Below are 16,418 nucleotides of genomic sequence, written 5' to 3' on the forward strand. Positions count from 1 at the left end.
ATATTAAAAAGCTGTCGCTTTTAGTTTAAGTCCTGCGGTTTCATCAAGACCAAACAACAAGTTCATATTCTGAACTGCCTGCCCTGATGCTCCCTTTGTTAAGTTATCAATTATACTGGTGATCAATAGCTTGCTGCCGTGCTTGGCAACTTGTATAAAGCACTTGTTAGTATTAACCACCTGCTTTAAGTCAATATTACGTTTGGTAACATGCGTAAATGGATGACCTGCATAATAATCTTCAAATATCTTCAATGCTTCATCGCCTGATAAGTCGCTATCCATGTAAATTGAGGCAATAATCCCACGTGTATAATCACCACGATAAGGCACAAAATTTATTGTCCGTCCGTAACTGGGTTGAAGTTGATGTATCGATTGTTTGATCTCCTTCAAATGCTGGTGATCGAAGGCTTTGTAGATAGACAGGTTATCATTTCTCCACGTAAAATGCGTGGTGCTTGACAAACTCTGACCAGCTCCTGTTGAACCTGTTGTACCGGTAATATGCACTGCTTCATTCAATAAGCCCTTTGCCGCTAAAGGCAATAAACCTAATTGCAGACAAGTAGCAAAGCAACCTGGATTAGCCACGTTTTGAGCTGATTTTATAGCATCACGGTTTAATTCAGGCAAACCATAAACAAACTCACGATCATTGATCTTCGAGGATGCAGTCAATCTAAAATCCTGGCTTAAATCTATGATTTTAACAAGTGCAGGGATAGGGTTAGCATCCAAAAACTTCTTAGCGTCACCGTGTCCCACGCATAGAAATAATACATCAATATCATTGGATAATTCGCTGGCAAATTTCAGGTCAGTATCGCCGAATAGATCGGTGTGTACTTCATAAACATAGTTCCCTGCATTGCTTTTACTATGAGCAAAGGCAATCTCCACGCTAGGATGGTTTACCAGTATGCGCAGCATTTCGCCGCCAGTATATCCTGCACCGCCAACTATTCCCGCCTTTATTTTATTTGATGTTGATCCTGTCATTTTTTGTAGATGGTGTAGAGTAGAGTATGAATTCCAGGTCGGTCGTTTCCTTATTGCTGATGAAATGCTTTTGTCCTGGTTTTATTTCGATACCCTGTTCCGGCTTCAGTTCGCTTTCAACCCCGTCGATGGTGAAAGTTGCTTTGCCTTTGATAATAAAAAATACCTGGGTTGCCTTTTCGTGGTAATGCAACTGCTCGGCAGTATCTGGTGGCATCAATTCCTGCTTTACAGAAAGTTGATCGGTATCTATGAAGTTCCATCCATAGCAATCGTCGCCCCATTTATAGTGGCTCGTGCATTCGCTTTTTGAAAAGACAGGGTTATCCATTATTCTGATTGATTTACTTTGTGATAGATCATTACCTGGTTGCCAAATATTTTAGAAAAACCTTTAACATCCTCGCCGGTCCACGCATTGTTCATCTCGCCATAGCTTCCAAACTTGCTCGACATCAAATCATGTTTCGATTCAATGCCTGTTACCTGGAAGCGATATGGATTCAATTGAACAAATACCTTTCCGCTTACATTTTGCTGTGTGTCGGTTAAAAACGCCTCGATATTACGCATAATCGGGTCGTGGAACTGCCCTTCGTGCAGCCAGTTGCCATAGAACGAAGATAACTGATCTTTCCAGGAAAGCTGCCACTTGGTCAATACATGTTTTTCTAAGGTATGGTGCGCCTTGATGATCACCATCGGTGCAGCAGCCTCAAAACCTACACGACCTTTAATGCCGATAATGGTATCGCCCACGTGAATATCCCTGCCAATGCCATAAGGCTGCGCAATTGCCTGCAATGCCTGTATAGCTTGTGTGGGGTGACTATATCTTTGTCCATCCAATGCAACCAGTTCGCCTCTTTCAAATTCTAACTCGATATTTCTGGTGCCGGATGCTGTCATTGGCGTAGGCCATGCATCTTCCGGTAAGCCTAAATGCGAGGTTAACGTCTCTTTACCGCCAACTGATGTTCCCCAGATGCCTTTATTGATAGAATACTTAGCCTTCTCGAAGTTCATATCTACGCCATGCTTTTTCAGGTATTCGATCTCTTCCTCGCGGCTCAGTTTCAGGTCGCGGATGGGAGTAAGGATCTGTACATTTGGAATCAGAATGTTGAAGATCATATCAAAACGCACCTGGTCATTACCGGCACCTGTACTGCCATGTGCTACGTATTCAGCACCAATCTCTTTTGCATAATTGGCTATAGCTGTAGCCTGGCTTACACGCTCCGCACTTACCGAAAGGGGATAGGTGTTGTTTTTTAACACGTTACCGTAGATGAGGTATCGCACGCAGGTATTGTAGAAGTTCTCAGTCTCGTCAACCACATGGTGTGAAGTAACGCCCATGCGATAAGCACGCTGTTCAACATTATAAAGTTCATCAGCGCTAAAACCGCCTGTGTTTACAATCACCGAGTGAACCTCAAGGCCCAGATCACGTGTTAAATAAATGCAGCAGAATGAGGTATCCAAACCACCGCTGTAAGCCAATACTACTTTTTTCTTCATCGTTTTATTTGGGGTGAAAGCTGAGAATCAAAGATTCGTTATCCTAATAACATAGCTTTCAGTTCATTAATTGTTACTTTAATATTATTATTTATGTTTTGTCCGTCCATAACTGAGTAAAATATCCTGTCATGGCGAGGAACGAAGCAACCGCATGCTATACAGGGCGAAGATGCATAGTTCGCGATTGCCACGCTATCGCTGGCAACGACATAGGATAACCTCTCATCCCTTCAGTTCGAAACTAAACTTCTCCATCCGCCTTTTTATCGCATTCTCAATACGCTCCAAAAGGGTAGCCTTATGGGTGATCCTTTTCATCTTGTCCTCCTGTTCCTTTTGCTTTTCCGCCGGATCAAACAGCATAGCAGTGCACATGCAGTTTTTGCGGTCCTTACTCATCAGGATATCATAGTTCACGCAGCTTTTGCACCCCTCCCAAAATTTCTCATCCTGGGTAAGTTCAGAGTAGGTTACGGGTTCGTAACCAAGATCAGAATTAATCTTCATTACAGCCAGTCCAGTGGTCAAACCGAATATCTTAGCATCAGGGTATTTAGTACGTGACAGCTTGAATATCCTTTCCTTGATCGCCTTAGCCAGCCCTGACTTGCGAAAATTTGGGTTAACGATCAAACCTGAATTAGCTACGAACTCACCGCTCCAGGTTTCGATATAACAAAAACCTGCCCAGGTACCGTCTTTATGAAAAGCGATAACCGCCTTGCCTTCCAGCATTTTATTGGCTACATACTCGGCTGAACGTTGCGCAATACCTGTACCTCGTGCCTTAGCCGACTCAGCCATTTCATCACAAATCTGTTGTGCAAAATCGACATCCTGCGCTGATGCAACCCGAATATCAAAATCTTGTATAGTCATTTAAGTAGTAAGAATTAACGTTAAAATTGAAGCGTTGCCGCCAATACGTAATAGATGGATTTTTGTTGATGAAGTTTAAAAATAAATACTTCATCATAATGGGTTATTAGCAGAGCGTAAATTAAACCCGGGGGATATAAAGCCTTCGTCGTGAAGGGGCATACTCAAACACAGGTGCAACCAAAGCAACAGTGGCCGGGGCAAATATGGCCCTGACAACGGTGTTAAATATGCTTTGCAGTTTCATTTTAAAAGCGTGTTTTAGTTACTTTTTAATTTTCTGCAAAGTATCGCATTAATTTTTATTTATGCAAGAAAAAATTTTACTTATTGCGCTATGGTGATATTGTTGTATTGACATATTGCTAAAATGGGATATTGTTGCTTTGTTTTATTGTTAAATTGTTGTGCACCTGCATGATGTAATTAAACAAGCCCACACAATCAACAATTCAGCAATACAACAATTCAACGTTTAGAAACGATATCATTCGCAATCATCTCCGCATGTATGCGCGAGTTTTCGATGAACCATAAATGAGTATCCATGCCGCCGCAAACTACACCGGCAAGGTAGATGCCCGGCAGGTTGGTTTCCATGGTATCATGGTTATACTGAGGAATGCATTTGGCATCCGTTGAAAGGTGTATGCCAATCTTTTTCAAGAACTCAAAATTGGGCCTGTAACCAGTCATCGCCATTACAAAATCGTTAGGGATGGTTAATAATCCATCAGGGGTTTGTATATCCACATCGTGTTCACGAATAGCAGTCAGGCTGGAGTTAAAATGGGCCTTAATGCTGCCTTCTTTAATACGATTGATAATATCAGGCCGTACCCAGTATTTTACCCGGTGACTTACTTCTTCACCTCTGATAACCAATGTCACCTCGGCACCTTTGCGAAAAGTTTCCAAAGCCACATCAATAGCCGAGTTGCTTGAGCCTACCACGACTACCTTTTGTAAAGCATAAAAGTGAGGGTCTTTGTAGTAATGCATCACCTTTGGCAGATTCTCACCGGGAATATCCAGCTTTACGGCGATATCATAAAAGCCAGTTGCTACGATCACATTCTTCGCCTCATATTTACCGCGCGAAGTAGTGACGGTATAATGTTTGTCCGTCCGTATAACTGTAAGAACTTCCTCAAATAAATTCACTTTAATATGATTGGAGAAAGCTACGCGGCGGTAATACTCCAGCGCTTCGGCGCGGTTAGGTTTATTGCTGATGGTAACAAACGGTATCCCGCCGATCTCCAGTCGCTCAGAAGTGCTGAAGAAGGTCATGGTAGAAGGATAGTTGTATAACGAGTTGGCAAGGCACCCTTTTTCAATAATAATGTAGTTTAAATTAGCTTTTTTTGCCTCCAGGGCACAAGCCAAACCAATGGGGCCACCGCCTATAATGAGTATATCGAGCATTAGCGTTATTTTTATTTATTCCCGTCATTGCGAGGAGTGAGCGACGAAGCAATCCTCGATTAGCATAGCGGCTATACAAGTTCTGCACCTTTTTCCCTTCGCTCTGTATAGTTTGAGATTGCTTCTTCACGGCTCAGCCCGTTCATCGCAATGACGCGTGGGTTATGTCTATTCTAAAAATTCTTCACCAGCACATCGTCATAAGCTGGTGTACGGTTAAAAACCGACCGTGCAAAGGTGCATGTGGGTAATATTTTAAACTGATTTTCGCGGGCATATTTTACACCGGCCTCTACCAGTTTCTCACCCATATGATGGCCTTGCAGCTTCTCGTCCACCTCGGTATGGTAAATGTTCATTACCCCATCGCGTATCAGGTAGCGCATTTCACCTAAACGGTTGCCATTATCATCGATATAAAAAACACCTGTGCGGTGATGTTCTTCTTGTTTTATTTCCATAGGTTGAACCTTGATTTACAAGAATAAATGATTGCCATAAGTAATAGCACAATAATAATGTAAACTTTTAAAAAAATGTTATGGAGCTTAGTAAGGAATTCTGAAAATCCTTGAAATCAGGCGAATTAAGGTCCAGAAAAATGAAGAAATAAAAAAAGGGTAAGCTACTTTTATCGCACCGCTACAACCCTCTACCCTTGCTGCGTTCCCACCCTGGGGGAGTTCAAGAGGAGCTGGTCGTAAAAGACTTACCCCGGCGCAAATATAGACAAAAGGTTGAATTGGGGTTAAGAAAAAGTTATTTTTTAAGGGAAATGGGGAAAGGGGAAGGGTAAAAGGTTAAAGGTGAATGGATAAAGTGATAAAAAAACCTACAGTCGGGTGTTACACTAAGCTCAGTCGAAGTGTAGTTTGTAGGGCTCTGCCCGCCAATGTTTCGAAAACCTCAACATGACAACGCTCATCTGCGCTTCTACTTTAAAATAATTTGATCTGTTGATTCGCCCTATAATTACCCGTAAGTGGTTTGGTTGACGTTGCTTTTGGCAGCGTTTCACTCACTAAATGCCTTGCTTCAAAAGGTATCTCCATCAGCACTTGCCAATGCACGAAGGTGTTTAATGCCTCACGTTGCAGGATGGTGAGTTTGCTTACTTCAAAATCCTGTACCCATTTTATTTTGCGGAGATGAGGCCATAGTTTATCAAAATCATTCCTATGGATGTTCCGGGCTATAGGGATATGCGGCACCAGGTAATCCTTTATGTTGAGACTCTTTTTAAGGGCCTTGACCCATTGCGTGGTAAATGCTGACGATTGTATTTTAGCATACACTGTGCGGTATTCCTCGCCATGATTAAAGAAATCGAACCCATCAATAACCAGCGTAGCTGGGGGCAACAGTTTTATATTAGCTTTTAATGCTGCCAGTTCAGGCTCAGCCATGTAGGGCTTGCGGCGGGGCATAGGTTTTATGCTGATGTGAGCCGTTGAATACATACTATCGTAATGGCCTATGATATCAGCGGATTGCTGTTTGTATTTCTCAATCTGCTCGCAAACATCCTCTGAAGGTGAGAGAATGATCAAATAATCTGTATACCCTTTCATACCGTTATTTTTTTGAGGGATATAAATATGCTAATATTTTTAGCATATATCCAAATAATTTTTCACATTTGTACAGTGGAAGCCAAGCGGTATATCATGCATATCGATCTCGACTCGTTCTTCGTGTCGGTGGAGCGTAAGTTCAATCCTGAGCTGATAGGTAAACCTATTATCATTGGCGGCAATGCGCAGCGTGGTGTAGTAGCGAGTTGCAGTTATGAAGCACGTCAATATGGGGTGCACTCAGGTATGTCATCACGGGACGCGTTTAAGTTATGCCCACACGCTATTTCGGTACGCGGTAATCATCATTTGTATTCAGAAGCATCGACAGAAGTAACCAAGATCATCGACGATATGGTACCTCTCTATCAAAAGGCTTCGGTTGATGAGTTTTATATCGACCTGACAGGTACGGACCGGTTTTTTAGTCCTTATAAGCTGGCATCAGAGGTGCGTCAACGCATTATTCGCGAAACACAGCTACCTATATCCTTCGGGTTGGGATCAAGCAAAACCATCGCTAAAATGGCCACCAACAAGGCTAAGCCGAATGGCCAGTTATTTATACCACATGGCTGCGAGATGCAGTTCCTTGCGCCGTTACCCATATCAGCCATACCGGGGTTAGGGGAGAGCACTGCAAAAAAGGTATACGAATATGGCATTGAAAAAATAGGCGACCTGCAACGGGTTGACCTGCGTTTTTTGCAAACCCTATTCGGCAAGAATGGCTTATGGATGTATAATAAGGCCAGGGGACTGGATCCGGCAGAGATCATACCGCATGCTGAACGCAAATCCATATCCACCGAACAAACCTTCAGTCGCACTATATCGGACGAGCGGAGATTAGAATCCATACTGGTATCCATGACGGAGGAACTATCATCCAAGCTGCGGCGAGAGAATAAACTGGCATCGTGCCTGGCTATCAAGATACGTTATGCCAATTTCGAGACACATACCCAGCAGGAAAAGATTGCCCTAACAGCGGCAGAGCATATCCTGATACCTGGCGTTAAAAATCTACTCAAAAAAGCATGGAATAATCACCGACCTGTAAGGTTAATAGGCCTGAGGTTAAGTCAGCTTTGCACCGGCAGCTACCAGATAAATCTGTTTGAAGATAATGAGGAGCAGATCAGGCTATACCAGGCAATGGATAAGATCAATTTCAAGTTTGGCGATAAAACAGTATGTCGTGCTGCCGGTATGGAGATCGGGACAAGGAATTTCAATCCGTTTATGAGGGGTTAGGATCAGAAAGCTGAAAGACCAAAGCTGAAACCTCTTTATAGCGATTACTCTTAGCTTTAAGCTTTTCGCCTTCGGCTTTAAGCTACATCACCCAAAGCTCGTCTTTATTCTTATCAGCATAACCCCATTCTTCATTATTTAACTCTTTCGGCTTAATGCTGTCATCTTTCAGGACGATAACTATCATCGATATAAAAATAACTGGAAATGATAAATATAATATCCCGGTTAAGATAAGGGAAGATGAATAATTGGGTATGACATACAACCCAATGAGATAAATTGTTGCCCAGATTACTGCGGTGGTGGCTTTCATAACATTGTCGTTTTATTGGTAACAACTGATTAATTATGAAGTTTTAATATTTGTCAATAGTGGTGTATCACAACTCCTTCCTCATTAAAATATCGGTCTGCTCATCTTTTCCCACCCAGAATTTATGGTTACCGAAAGGTTTGAACCCATTGCGCTCATAAAAACGTTGTGCCGCCTGGTTATGCTCCCATACACCAAGCCAGATGTAGAGCTTACCTTCGGTTTTTGCTTTATCAATAGCATAGTCCAATAACTGATTGCCTATTTTTTTACCTTGCTGACTGGCCAATACATAAATACGCTCAACCTCAACTGCATTCTCATCCTGCATCTCCGTTTGTGCCAATGAATAATTAAGCTTCATATAACCCACTTTTTCATCATCAATAATGGCAAAATAGAATTGCGAGTACGGATTTTGTAACTCACCCGACAGTTTTTGACTGGTGAACGCTACAGAGGTATAAGCTTCAAAATCATCCTTATTGTTCAGGTGCTCAAAGGCATCGTAAAAGGTTTTACGGGACAATAATAATAACTCCTCAGTTTCGGACGGACGGACAAGACGTATGGTAACCATTTTTAATTTGAAAATGTGTTGATTTGAAAATTTGAAGATGCTGCAAATTTAATTTTCAAATCTTCAAATTGGCTAATCTTCAAATCAAATTATTCAAACTGCTCCTGCAACCGCTCTAATCGATCGATGATCAGGTTCAGCTTTTCTTCCTGGCTTTTGAAGATGCGCTTTTTGTAATAGAAAGTGAGGAATAATATCCAGATGACGGTGAAGCTATAAAACCCTATTCGATAATAAATGGATGCATTGCCCAGTATTTCGACTAAGTAGAGCGATAATCCAAGGCTGATGAGCATTACATACAGGTAATAAAACCACCCGGCTATTTTGGCCTGATCTTTTTGGTATTCTTTCAGGTCTTGCAGGTAATCGGAAGGATTTTGAGTGGCGTCATGCTTGCTCAGGATACGATAATTGCGGATGATACGGGCGGCATAAGCCATCATGGTCAACAACATTATGAACAGCCCTACATAGGTTAACCACTGAAACACAAAGAAAATAGTAATAATAAACGTAAGCGCTACCATAACCACCATTGCCACTATACCCCAGTACAGCTGACTGGTGATACTGCGTACTCCTTTTTTTACCTGCTTCAGCGTCTCCTCCACTGAAAGCTGCTCCTGCTTTGGCTGTCCCTGCCAAACGGACATCAAATGATCAAAGTCTTTCATAGTGGTTATACAACTCTGTTAATTTTTGTTTAATACGATGTATTTTCACCCTCAGGTTGCCCTCTGATATGCCCGATATATCGGCTATTTCAGGATAAGGCACTTCATCCAGCACCATAGTAATAATAATTCTTTCTGATTCTTCTAACTTAGATATACACTTATAAAGCAGCGCTACCTGCTCATTCTTCTCTGAGTATTCTTCTCCCTTACTTTCAGCAAACTGAGGTGTTATTTCATCCTTAGCCTGTCGTTTTTCAGACCGTAGGTAGGTTAAACAGGTGTTTACAGCAATACGATAGATCCAGGTGGATATTTGCGCCTGGTTACGGAATTTCTCCAGGTTTTGCCATACTTTTAAAAAAGTCTCCTGTAGCAGGTCATTCGCGGCATCATCATCGCCGGTATAACCATAGCATAAATGGTATATCTTTTTTGAATTAGCTTCAAATATTTGCTTGAAGACTGCTTCTCTGGTATCCAATTCAGTTAACTTTTTTAGTTTTTAGATAGGTTAAAGGGGTAATTTGTTACAACAGATAATCGTTCATATTTAGCCATCGTAGTTTTTCTTCAGCCTCGCCAACCATATTGTTAAAATCCTGGCTGTAATCGAACTGAAGATCTTCGTGCAATTTAGTTATGGATTTGCGTATTTTATCTAATTGACGGGTAAATATTAACCGCAGGGGTTTGTAGGTTGATGATGCCCGCTTATCTACATACTGCACGTAATTACGGCAAAAATTGATAAGTACTTCAACCTCAGCCTCACTGGATGCCATAAACTTGATGTATTTACCTAACAGCCTCAGTATTTTCCGCAGACTTTTTGCCAGCTGATAATTATTATATGGCAGCTGACTAAACATTAAACCACTTTCGGCCATCAGGGCATCGATAAAAGCACGCTCGTTATCCGCATCAAATAACAGGTAGCCTGTTAGCTCCTTATTCTCTTTTTTGTACCGAACCAAGCGCAGGCAAAGCTCTGTCAGCTGGGAATTATCCAGGTGCTGAAGTTCTTTTTTTATCTCCGCAATGCCATAGTTTGGGATGCTCATGCCTCTAACATCATTATTTTAGCAAATAGTTGTAGTTTCGCACTTTCATTTTTATGCACAAAAGCAGGCTTACCCTATACATCATTATCGCATTGGTGCTCGGCGTTGCAACCGGATATGTTTACAATGTTAAAGTAATTGACGACCTGAACAAAAAAATAAGCGTTGCCGACGCGAATATAAAAACAATTGATGCACATGTAGCAGGATTAAAAGATACCACTGCAAAGGAGTACAAGCAACTCAAATCGCAAAGAGCAAGTTTGGCGCAGTTACGGACCGACAAAAATACCGAACGTGATAACAAGCTGGAAGGCTTCACCATTTTGAGCGATATCTTTCTGCGGTTGATTAAGATGATCGTAGGTCCGCTGGTATTCACCACGTTAGTAGTAGGCGTGGCCAAAGTGGGTGATATAAAGGCTGTGGGCAGGATAGGGGGAAAGACGCTATTGCTATTCATTACAGCCACGTTTGTATCACTGTTGCTGGGTATGGTGTTGGTAAATTTATTTGAACCGGGCGGTTCTATCCATTTATCATTACCTGAAGGTCATTTGAGCGTAGATGTTAAAAAAACGGCCATATCATTTAAAGATTTTATCGGTCACGTCTTTCCGAGAAGCTTTACAGAGGCAATGGCGAATAACGAAATATTGCAGATTGTGGTATTCTCGCTATTCTTTGGTGCAGCAACGGCCGCTATTGGCGAAAAAGGGGAGATCATCATCAAATTCCTCGACGCCGTAGCCCATGTGATCATGAAGATAACCGGCTATGTGATGAAAGTTGCCCCGATTGCAGTATTTGGCGCCATAACGGCGGTAGTGGCTAAGGAAGGCTTGGGTATTATTTCAACCTATGCGTCGTTTATCAGCGAATTTTATTTTTCACTGCTTTTGCTTTGGTTGCTGATAGTTGCCGGAAGTTTCTCCGTATTAAAAGGCCGGGCATTTACATTGCTGAATAACATTAAGGATGCCGTTTTAGTGGCATTCAGCACATCAACCAGCGAAGCAGCTTATCCAAGATCGTTGGAAGAATTGGAGAATTTCGGCTGCAGCAATAAGATCGTGAGCTTTGTTTTGCCGTTGGGTTATTCATTCAATTTGGTTGGCTCGATGATGTATATGACCTTTGCTTCGCTGTTCCTGGCGCAGGCTTATGGCATACACCTGGGTTTTGGTCAGCAATTATCCATGCTGTTGATGCTGATGCTGATGAGCAAGGGCATGGCAGGTGTCCCACGCGCAGCATTAGTAGTGGTGGCAGGAGCAATCGGCATGTTCAATATTCCCGAAGCGGGTTTGGCCTTGTTGTTAGGTATCGATCCTTTATTGGATATGGGAAGATCAGCAACCAATGTTTTAGGCAATGTAATGGCTACAGCAGTAGTAAGCAAATGGGAGAATCAGCTAGGCGATGGCATCCCGGTAGCAAATAACGATTTGTAATTTTTAAAATCAATAATTCAATAATTCACTAATTAAAATAACATGAGAGATTCACGCTCGAAAAGAATATTCATGGCCTGTGCTGTAATTGTGCCCTTTGTGGCCTACTGCGTTTATTATTATGCGCATGTTTTTAAAAACGCACCCTATAAATTCAGCGAATTTGAATCGATGACATTTGAATACGGCCCCGGCGCTGATAGTCTTATCAACAAATACAGCTCAAAGACCGGCCAATATCAATATGTAGATAACCGTGATTCAATCCTTAAAATGAACCTCCATCTACCAAAAGAAGAGCTTTTATACCTGCACCGCAAAGCTGCAGACCTGGGTTTCTGGGATTTCCCAAATGTAGAGATAGGTGATACGACTCAAAGACGTAACGGTATGCGGCCGCTGCGCTATGTTATCGAGTTTAAATATAAACGTAAAACCAAGAAGGTAATTTATGATGAGTCGTTTAGTGGCGATGAGCGATTGAAAGATGCTAATCAGCGTCTGATAAAAGAGATAAAGCGGGTTCTGGCTAAGGAAGAAGGGAAGGAGAAATAGTTGATTAGGTCAAGTAGTTGATTAGGTCCTTAAAAAACTCAATCTAACTCAATCTAACTCAATCAACTTAATCCAACACTTTACTCAAAAAAGTATTGCTATTTAAAAACAGAATAACTACATTTGCACCTCGAATTTTTAAACAAATTAATTAATAACCATGTACGCAATAGTAAGTATAGCCGGACAGCAATTTAAAGTTGCTAAAGACCAGCAGATCTTTGTACACCGTTTACAGGGAGATGAAGGCGCTAGTATTGAATTTGACAATGTGTTATTAGCAGAAAACGAAGGCAAATTCAAATTAGGAACTGATTTGAAAAATGCTAAAGTATCAGCTAAGATCGTGTCTCATTTAAAAGGTGATAAAGTAATTATCTTCAAAAAGAAAAGAAGAAAAGGTTACAAAAAGAAAAACGGTCACCGTCAACAATTTACCAAAATAGAGATCACTGGTATCACATTATAATTTAAGGTTTTAAACGTGGATTCTTAGTGATCCAATAAAAAATATAAGAAATGGCACACAAAAAAGGGGCCGGTAGCTCACGAAACGGCCGCGAGTCGCATAGCAAACGTTTAGGTATCAAGATTTTCGGTGGTCAGCCTGCAATTGCTGGCAACATCATCGTACGTCAGCGTGGTACCCCGCACAATCCTGGCGAGAATGTTGGCTTAGGTAAGGATCATACCTTATTTGCATTAGTTGATGGTACAGTGATTTTCAAAAAGAAAGCTGATAACCGTTCATACGTTTCAGTAATACCTTTTGAAGCTGCACCTGTAGTTGAAGCTCCAAAAGCAAAACCTGCTGCAAAGGCTGAGAAGAAAGCTGTAGAAGCACCGGTTGCTGAAGCTCCAAAGGCTGAAACTAAAAAAGAAGTTGCTCCCGCTGCTGAAGTTGCTGAAGAAGCACCCAAAGCGAAGAAAGTTGCTGCTCCAAAAGCAAAAAAGACTGATAAAGAAGAAGGCGCTGAGTAATCAGTTCTTTATAAAATACAAAGCCCCGGTCTGATGCAGATCGGGGCTTTTTGATTATTTTTAATTTTTATTCCTATGGTTTAAACTCAACCATGGCAACGAACTGAACTCTAACGGCCTTTTCATTTTGCATACCGGGATTCCATTTAGGGCTATTTTTAACCAGTCTTATCGCCTCTATATCGCAAGCACCGCCTATTCCTCTAACTACCTTTGAATTAGCAATAGTTCCGTCTTTTTCGACAATAAAGGTTACAAACACTTTGCCTTTACGCCCATCTGTCTTATCTTTTTCCGGGTACTTAAGATTTTCCTTCACATAATCCAACCATTTTTCCATTCCACCTGGAAAACTCGGTGGCTGTTGTACCGCAACAAAAATAGTGGAATCAGTTATTGGGCGTTGCCCTGGATCGTTCAGTTCTTCACTTTGCTTTACATTGTTGGTTGTTTGCGCTTTTACAATAGTAAAAGACGCAAGCACAATAATTGTGATAAAGGCTTTTTTCATATTATTCTATTATAATCTTCTTGATATAAAACACTTCAGGGTCTATAATAGGTATCGATTTGCTTTCTACACGCAAACCTTTGACATCTACTATTGATCGCTTAGTACCGGCATCGGTTGTAATATCAAGAGGTAATTTCATATCGATATTCTGAAGTTGTATGAGATATTTATTAGCTGGAAGTGTTTTGATATGTATCTCTAATTTATTGGTTGTTCTTAAGTAGAGGTCAAACAATGGCTTCAGATTATATCCGGCTTGTTTGGTGAAAAACTGCTCAACGTCATCGGTACTTACCAGGTTATCGTAGGTGTACTGCGGACTGGTTACAAACTTCTTTAACGTTGGAAAGAAAAGACTATCGCCCATCACATAACGGAGCGTATGCATAAAGAAAGCACCTTTTGTGTAAATATCACCAATGTAGGCAGCCTCTTCATCCATATCAGGATGCTGAACGATGGGCAATTTGTTCTCAAAACTAAAAATGCTCTTCTGAAATATTTTGTTATAAGCTTCTTCACCGTCAAACTCACGGGTATAAAGTGCATCGCCAAATGAGCAGATACCTTCATGGATCCAGTAATCGGCCCAATCCTTTGCGGTTACTTTGTTGCCCCACCATTCATGCCCAAACTCGTGGTGCATTAGCCAATCATAATCCTCACCACCGATTTTTGTGTAACGAAATTTATTGCCATAAGCCACCATGGTTTGATGCTCCATGCCCAAATGGGGCGTTTCCGCCATCGCGATCTTCTCTTTCCAGAAAGGATACTCGCCAAAATACTTTTCCTGCTCATGAATCGTTTTGACGAATACATCCAGGAAATGTTCAGCTTTATCGGCGTGCTCTTTTAAAACATAAAACTGCACTTTGGTTTTATTTCCGTCGCAGGTGGTGTAGGGTCTGCTGAAAACTTTATAATCGCCCACATTAAATATGATGCTATAATTATTTATCGTGTAATTGGTTTTCCAATGGTAAGTGGCAGTCTGACCAGATTTGGTAACGTTTTGCAACACACCAGGACCGGCAACGACGAGGCCTTTAGGAATAGTGATGATCATATCCACGCCTTCGTTGGGTTCATCAGAAGGATGATCTTTACAGGGGAAATACAATTTACCGCCAGCACCTTCGGCTGTAATAGCCATCCATTGATGGCCGGTTGAATCTTTCGACCAGATAAAACCGTCGTCCCAGGGTGGCCGGCGTGCTACGTGCGGCTTGCCACCATAATATACGCGAACGATTGCAATACCCGTCTGTAATTCTCCGGCAGGGTGAATAGAAATAAGATTGTGTTTATAGTCAAAATGTTCAGTTTTTCCGTTCACCAATACCTTGCTGACATTTAATGAGTCCATCAAATCAAAAAGCAGAACGTGGGTTGGTTTTGCCATGTTTACTTTGATCTCGGTATAACCGCTGATAACATGCTCCGCAAAGTCGACATTCAGCGCAATCGTGTAGTGCCTTACATCCATAATGGCCTGCTCAGGCTTTAATTTGCCGCCATTGGTGAGGGTTTGGGCGCTGACTGAAAATATTGAAAGGCAAAACAGAGATAGGAGAAAAAGGAATGATTTCATCCTTTAAATATAATTAATTCTCAATTCTCCCGAACCATCAATCCATCGGCAAAGTCGCGCAGGTATTGTTTACGGTTTTCGGGCTGAGTAATAGTGTCTAAAGCAGCAAACGCTTTATCAGCATAGTTATGCATGGCCTCTTCTGCGCGACGCCTCACTTGCAGCTGACTATAAATCTCAGTCACAGCCACAACCTTTTCTTTAGGATCTGCATTGGAAATGGTCAACCATTTTTTCAACTCAGCCTTTTGAACGGCATTAGCCAGCTCCAGCGCTTTAAGTAGTAAATAGGTTTTTTTGTTAGACATGATATCCCCTCCAACCTGTTTCCCGAATTTTTCAGGGTCGCCGTACACATCTAAAATATCATCCTGTAATTGGAAAGCGACGCCCAATTGTTCACCGAAATCGTGAAGTAAAACAGCTTCCCTGTCGCTAGCCCCGCCGATTAATGCCCCGATTTTTAATGCTCCGCCCAATACAACGGCTGTTTTCAGGCGTATCATGTTAATGTATTCATCAATGCTCACATCATTCCGGGTTTCAAACTCCATGTCCAGTTGCTGACCTTCGCAAACACCTACCGCAGTTTCATTAAAAATATTGAGGATAGGCCTTAACAAATGCTGATCTACATTCATCATCAACTTATAGCCCTCGATCAGCATCACATCCCCCGAAAGTATGCCTACATTATTATTCCAACGCTCATGAACCGTCGTTTTGCCGCGGCGTAATGGTGCATTGTCCATGATGTCATCATGCATCAGCGTAAAGTTGTGAAACACCTCGATAGCCAGAGCAGGAGAGATAGCCTTGTTAACATCGCCACCAAAAAAATCACACGCCATCAATAGAAGGGCAGGGCGCATACGTTTTCCACCTAGTGAGAGAATATATTTTATCGGCTCATATAACTCTGCAGGATAAGTAGGAAAAGTAAGTTTTTCAACCTCATTGCTAATAATAACCTGCAGATCGTTTAATTTCTTCATGTCTATTTATTTGTTGATCGG

At 41.6% G+C, this 16,418-nt stretch carries 21 protein-coding genes and 1 other RNA gene; 5 read left to right on the top strand and 17 right to left on the bottom strand.

Annotation, left to right across the window (positions count from 1 at the left end; genetic code table 11):
- Nucleotides 1-3: 3 nt before the first annotated feature.
- The 9 genes from argC to Q3A68_RS03240 form a co-directional block, all read right to left on the bottom strand.
- A complete protein-coding gene (gene argC, locus Q3A68_RS03200; protein WP_302899595.1) occupies nucleotides 4-1,002 on the bottom strand; it encodes an N-acetyl-gamma-glutamyl-phosphate reductase in 999 nt (332 codons plus the stop codon).
- Entirely contained in the window at nucleotides 980-1,333 is a 354-nt protein-coding gene (locus Q3A68_RS03205) for a cupin domain-containing protein (RefSeq protein WP_302899596.1), read from the bottom strand. The genes argC and Q3A68_RS03205 overlap by 23 nt, the downstream gene beginning before the upstream one ends.
- A complete protein-coding gene (gene argG, locus Q3A68_RS03210; protein ID WP_302899597.1) occupies nucleotides 1,333-2,526 on the bottom strand; it encodes an argininosuccinate synthase in 1,194 nt (397 codons plus the stop codon). The genes Q3A68_RS03205 and argG overlap by 1 nt, the downstream gene beginning before the upstream one ends.
- 225 nt (nucleotides 2,527-2,751) lie before the next feature.
- Nucleotides 2,752-3,408, bottom strand: a complete 657-nt coding sequence (locus Q3A68_RS03215) for a GNAT family N-acetyltransferase (protein WP_302899598.1) — start codon at nucleotides 3,406-3,408, stop codon at nucleotides 2,752-2,754.
- A 121-nt stretch (nucleotides 3,409-3,529) separates the two neighbouring features.
- A complete protein-coding gene (locus Q3A68_RS03220) occupies nucleotides 3,530-3,655 on the bottom strand; it encodes a hypothetical protein (RefSeq protein ID WP_302899599.1) in 126 nt (41 codons plus the stop codon).
- 221 nt (nucleotides 3,656-3,876) lie between these two features.
- Nucleotides 3,877-4,836 (bottom strand): YpdA family putative bacillithiol disulfide reductase, encoded by a 960-nt coding sequence (locus tag Q3A68_RS03225; RefSeq protein WP_302899600.1) that lies wholly within the window; start codon nucleotides 4,834-4,836, stop codon nucleotides 3,877-3,879.
- A 173-nt stretch (nucleotides 4,837-5,009) separates the two neighbouring features.
- Nucleotides 5,010-5,297: a GNAT family N-acetyltransferase gene (locus Q3A68_RS03230; protein ID WP_302899602.1), complete on the bottom strand. Its 288-nt coding sequence runs from the start codon at nucleotides 5,295-5,297 to the stop codon at nucleotides 5,010-5,012.
- A gap of 154 nt (nucleotides 5,298-5,451) precedes the next feature.
- Nucleotides 5,452-5,551, bottom strand: an RNA gene (gene ffs, locus Q3A68_RS03235) — signal recognition particle sRNA small type.
- A 223-nt stretch (nucleotides 5,552-5,774) separates the two neighbouring features.
- A complete protein-coding gene (locus Q3A68_RS03240; RefSeq protein WP_302899603.1) occupies nucleotides 5,775-6,407 on the bottom strand; it encodes a 2'-5' RNA ligase family protein in 633 nt (210 codons plus the stop codon).
- A gap of 27 nt (nucleotides 6,408-6,434) precedes the next feature.
- Between Q3A68_RS03240 and dinB the strand changes: the two genes are divergently transcribed.
- Nucleotides 6,435-7,667 (top strand): DNA polymerase IV, encoded by a 1,233-nt coding sequence (gene dinB, locus Q3A68_RS03245; RefSeq protein ID WP_302899604.1) that lies wholly within the window; start codon nucleotides 6,435-6,437, stop codon nucleotides 7,665-7,667.
- Nucleotides 7,668-7,749: 82 nt separating this feature from the next.
- Here dinB and Q3A68_RS03250 read toward each other — a convergent pair whose 3' ends face one another.
- The 5 genes from Q3A68_RS03250 to Q3A68_RS03270 all read right to left on the bottom strand — a co-directional run bounded on the left by Q3A68_RS03250 (nucleotide 7,750) and on the right by Q3A68_RS03270 (nucleotide 10,304).
- Nucleotides 7,750-7,983 (bottom strand): hypothetical protein, encoded by a 234-nt coding sequence (locus Q3A68_RS03250; RefSeq protein ID WP_302899605.1) that lies wholly within the window; start codon nucleotides 7,981-7,983, stop codon nucleotides 7,750-7,752.
- Nucleotides 7,984-8,050: 67 nt separating this feature from the next.
- Nucleotides 8,051-8,563 carry a GNAT family N-acetyltransferase gene (locus tag Q3A68_RS03255; protein ID WP_302899606.1) on the bottom strand — a complete coding sequence of 171 codons (513 nt, stop codon included), beginning with the start codon at nucleotides 8,561-8,563 and terminating at the stop codon, nucleotides 8,051-8,053.
- A gap of 89 nt (nucleotides 8,564-8,652) precedes the next feature.
- Nucleotides 8,653-9,240 (bottom strand): hypothetical protein, encoded by a 588-nt coding sequence (locus tag Q3A68_RS03260; RefSeq protein WP_302899607.1) that lies wholly within the window; start codon nucleotides 9,238-9,240, stop codon nucleotides 8,653-8,655.
- Entirely contained in the window at nucleotides 9,227-9,724 is a 498-nt protein-coding gene (locus tag Q3A68_RS03265) for an RNA polymerase sigma factor (protein WP_302899608.1), read from the bottom strand. Before Q3A68_RS03265 ends, Q3A68_RS03260 begins: the two co-directional genes overlap by 14 nt.
- A 46-nt stretch (nucleotides 9,725-9,770) precedes the next feature.
- On the bottom strand, nucleotides 9,771-10,304 hold the full coding sequence (locus Q3A68_RS03270) for a hypothetical protein (RefSeq protein ID WP_302899609.1): 534 nt from the start codon (nucleotides 10,302-10,304) through the stop codon (nucleotides 9,771-9,773).
- A gap of 53 nt (nucleotides 10,305-10,357) precedes the next feature.
- Between Q3A68_RS03270 and Q3A68_RS03275 the strand changes: the two genes are divergently transcribed.
- From Q3A68_RS03275 to rpmA, 4 genes are all read left to right on the top strand, one after another.
- Nucleotides 10,358-11,758: a dicarboxylate/amino acid:cation symporter gene (locus tag Q3A68_RS03275; protein ID WP_302899610.1), complete on the top strand. Its 1,401-nt coding sequence runs from the start codon at nucleotides 10,358-10,360 to the stop codon at nucleotides 11,756-11,758.
- Nucleotides 11,759-11,800: 42 nt separating this feature from the next.
- Nucleotides 11,801-12,313 (top strand): hypothetical protein, encoded by a 513-nt coding sequence (locus Q3A68_RS03280; RefSeq protein WP_302899611.1) that lies wholly within the window; start codon nucleotides 11,801-11,803, stop codon nucleotides 12,311-12,313.
- Nucleotides 12,314-12,473: 160 nt separating this feature from the next.
- Complete coding sequence (gene rplU / locus Q3A68_RS03285) at nucleotides 12,474-12,782, top strand: 50S ribosomal protein L21 (protein ID WP_302899612.1); 309 nt, start codon at nucleotides 12,474-12,476, stop codon at nucleotides 12,780-12,782.
- A 50-nt stretch (nucleotides 12,783-12,832) separates the two neighbouring features.
- A complete protein-coding gene (gene rpmA, locus Q3A68_RS03290; RefSeq protein WP_302899613.1) occupies nucleotides 12,833-13,294 on the top strand; it encodes a 50S ribosomal protein L27 in 462 nt (153 codons plus the stop codon).
- Between the two features lie 73 nt (nucleotides 13,295-13,367).
- Here rpmA and Q3A68_RS03295 read toward each other — a convergent pair whose 3' ends face one another.
- From Q3A68_RS03295 to Q3A68_RS03305, 3 genes are read right to left on the bottom strand one after another with little or no spacing between them, the layout of a single operon-like run.
- Nucleotides 13,368-13,805 (bottom strand): energy transducer TonB, encoded by a 438-nt coding sequence (locus Q3A68_RS03295; RefSeq protein ID WP_302899614.1) that lies wholly within the window; start codon nucleotides 13,803-13,805, stop codon nucleotides 13,368-13,370.
- A 1-nt stretch (nucleotide 13,806) separates the two neighbouring features.
- Complete coding sequence (locus tag Q3A68_RS03300; protein WP_302899615.1) at nucleotides 13,807-15,402, bottom strand: M1 family metallopeptidase; 1,596 nt, start codon at nucleotides 15,400-15,402, stop codon at nucleotides 13,807-13,809.
- Nucleotides 15,403-15,422: 20 nt separating this feature from the next.
- Nucleotides 15,423-16,397 carry a polyprenyl synthetase family protein gene (locus Q3A68_RS03305; protein ID WP_302899616.1) on the bottom strand — a complete coding sequence of 325 codons (975 nt, stop codon included), beginning with the start codon at nucleotides 16,395-16,397 and terminating at the stop codon, nucleotides 15,423-15,425.
- Between the last annotated feature and the right edge of the window lie 21 nt (nucleotides 16,398-16,418).

It is taken from the genome of Mucilaginibacter tolerans (genome assembly GCF_030519375.1).
In the GTDB taxonomy this organism is placed as follows: Bacteria; Bacteroidota; Bacteroidia; order Sphingobacteriales; family Sphingobacteriaceae; genus Mucilaginibacter.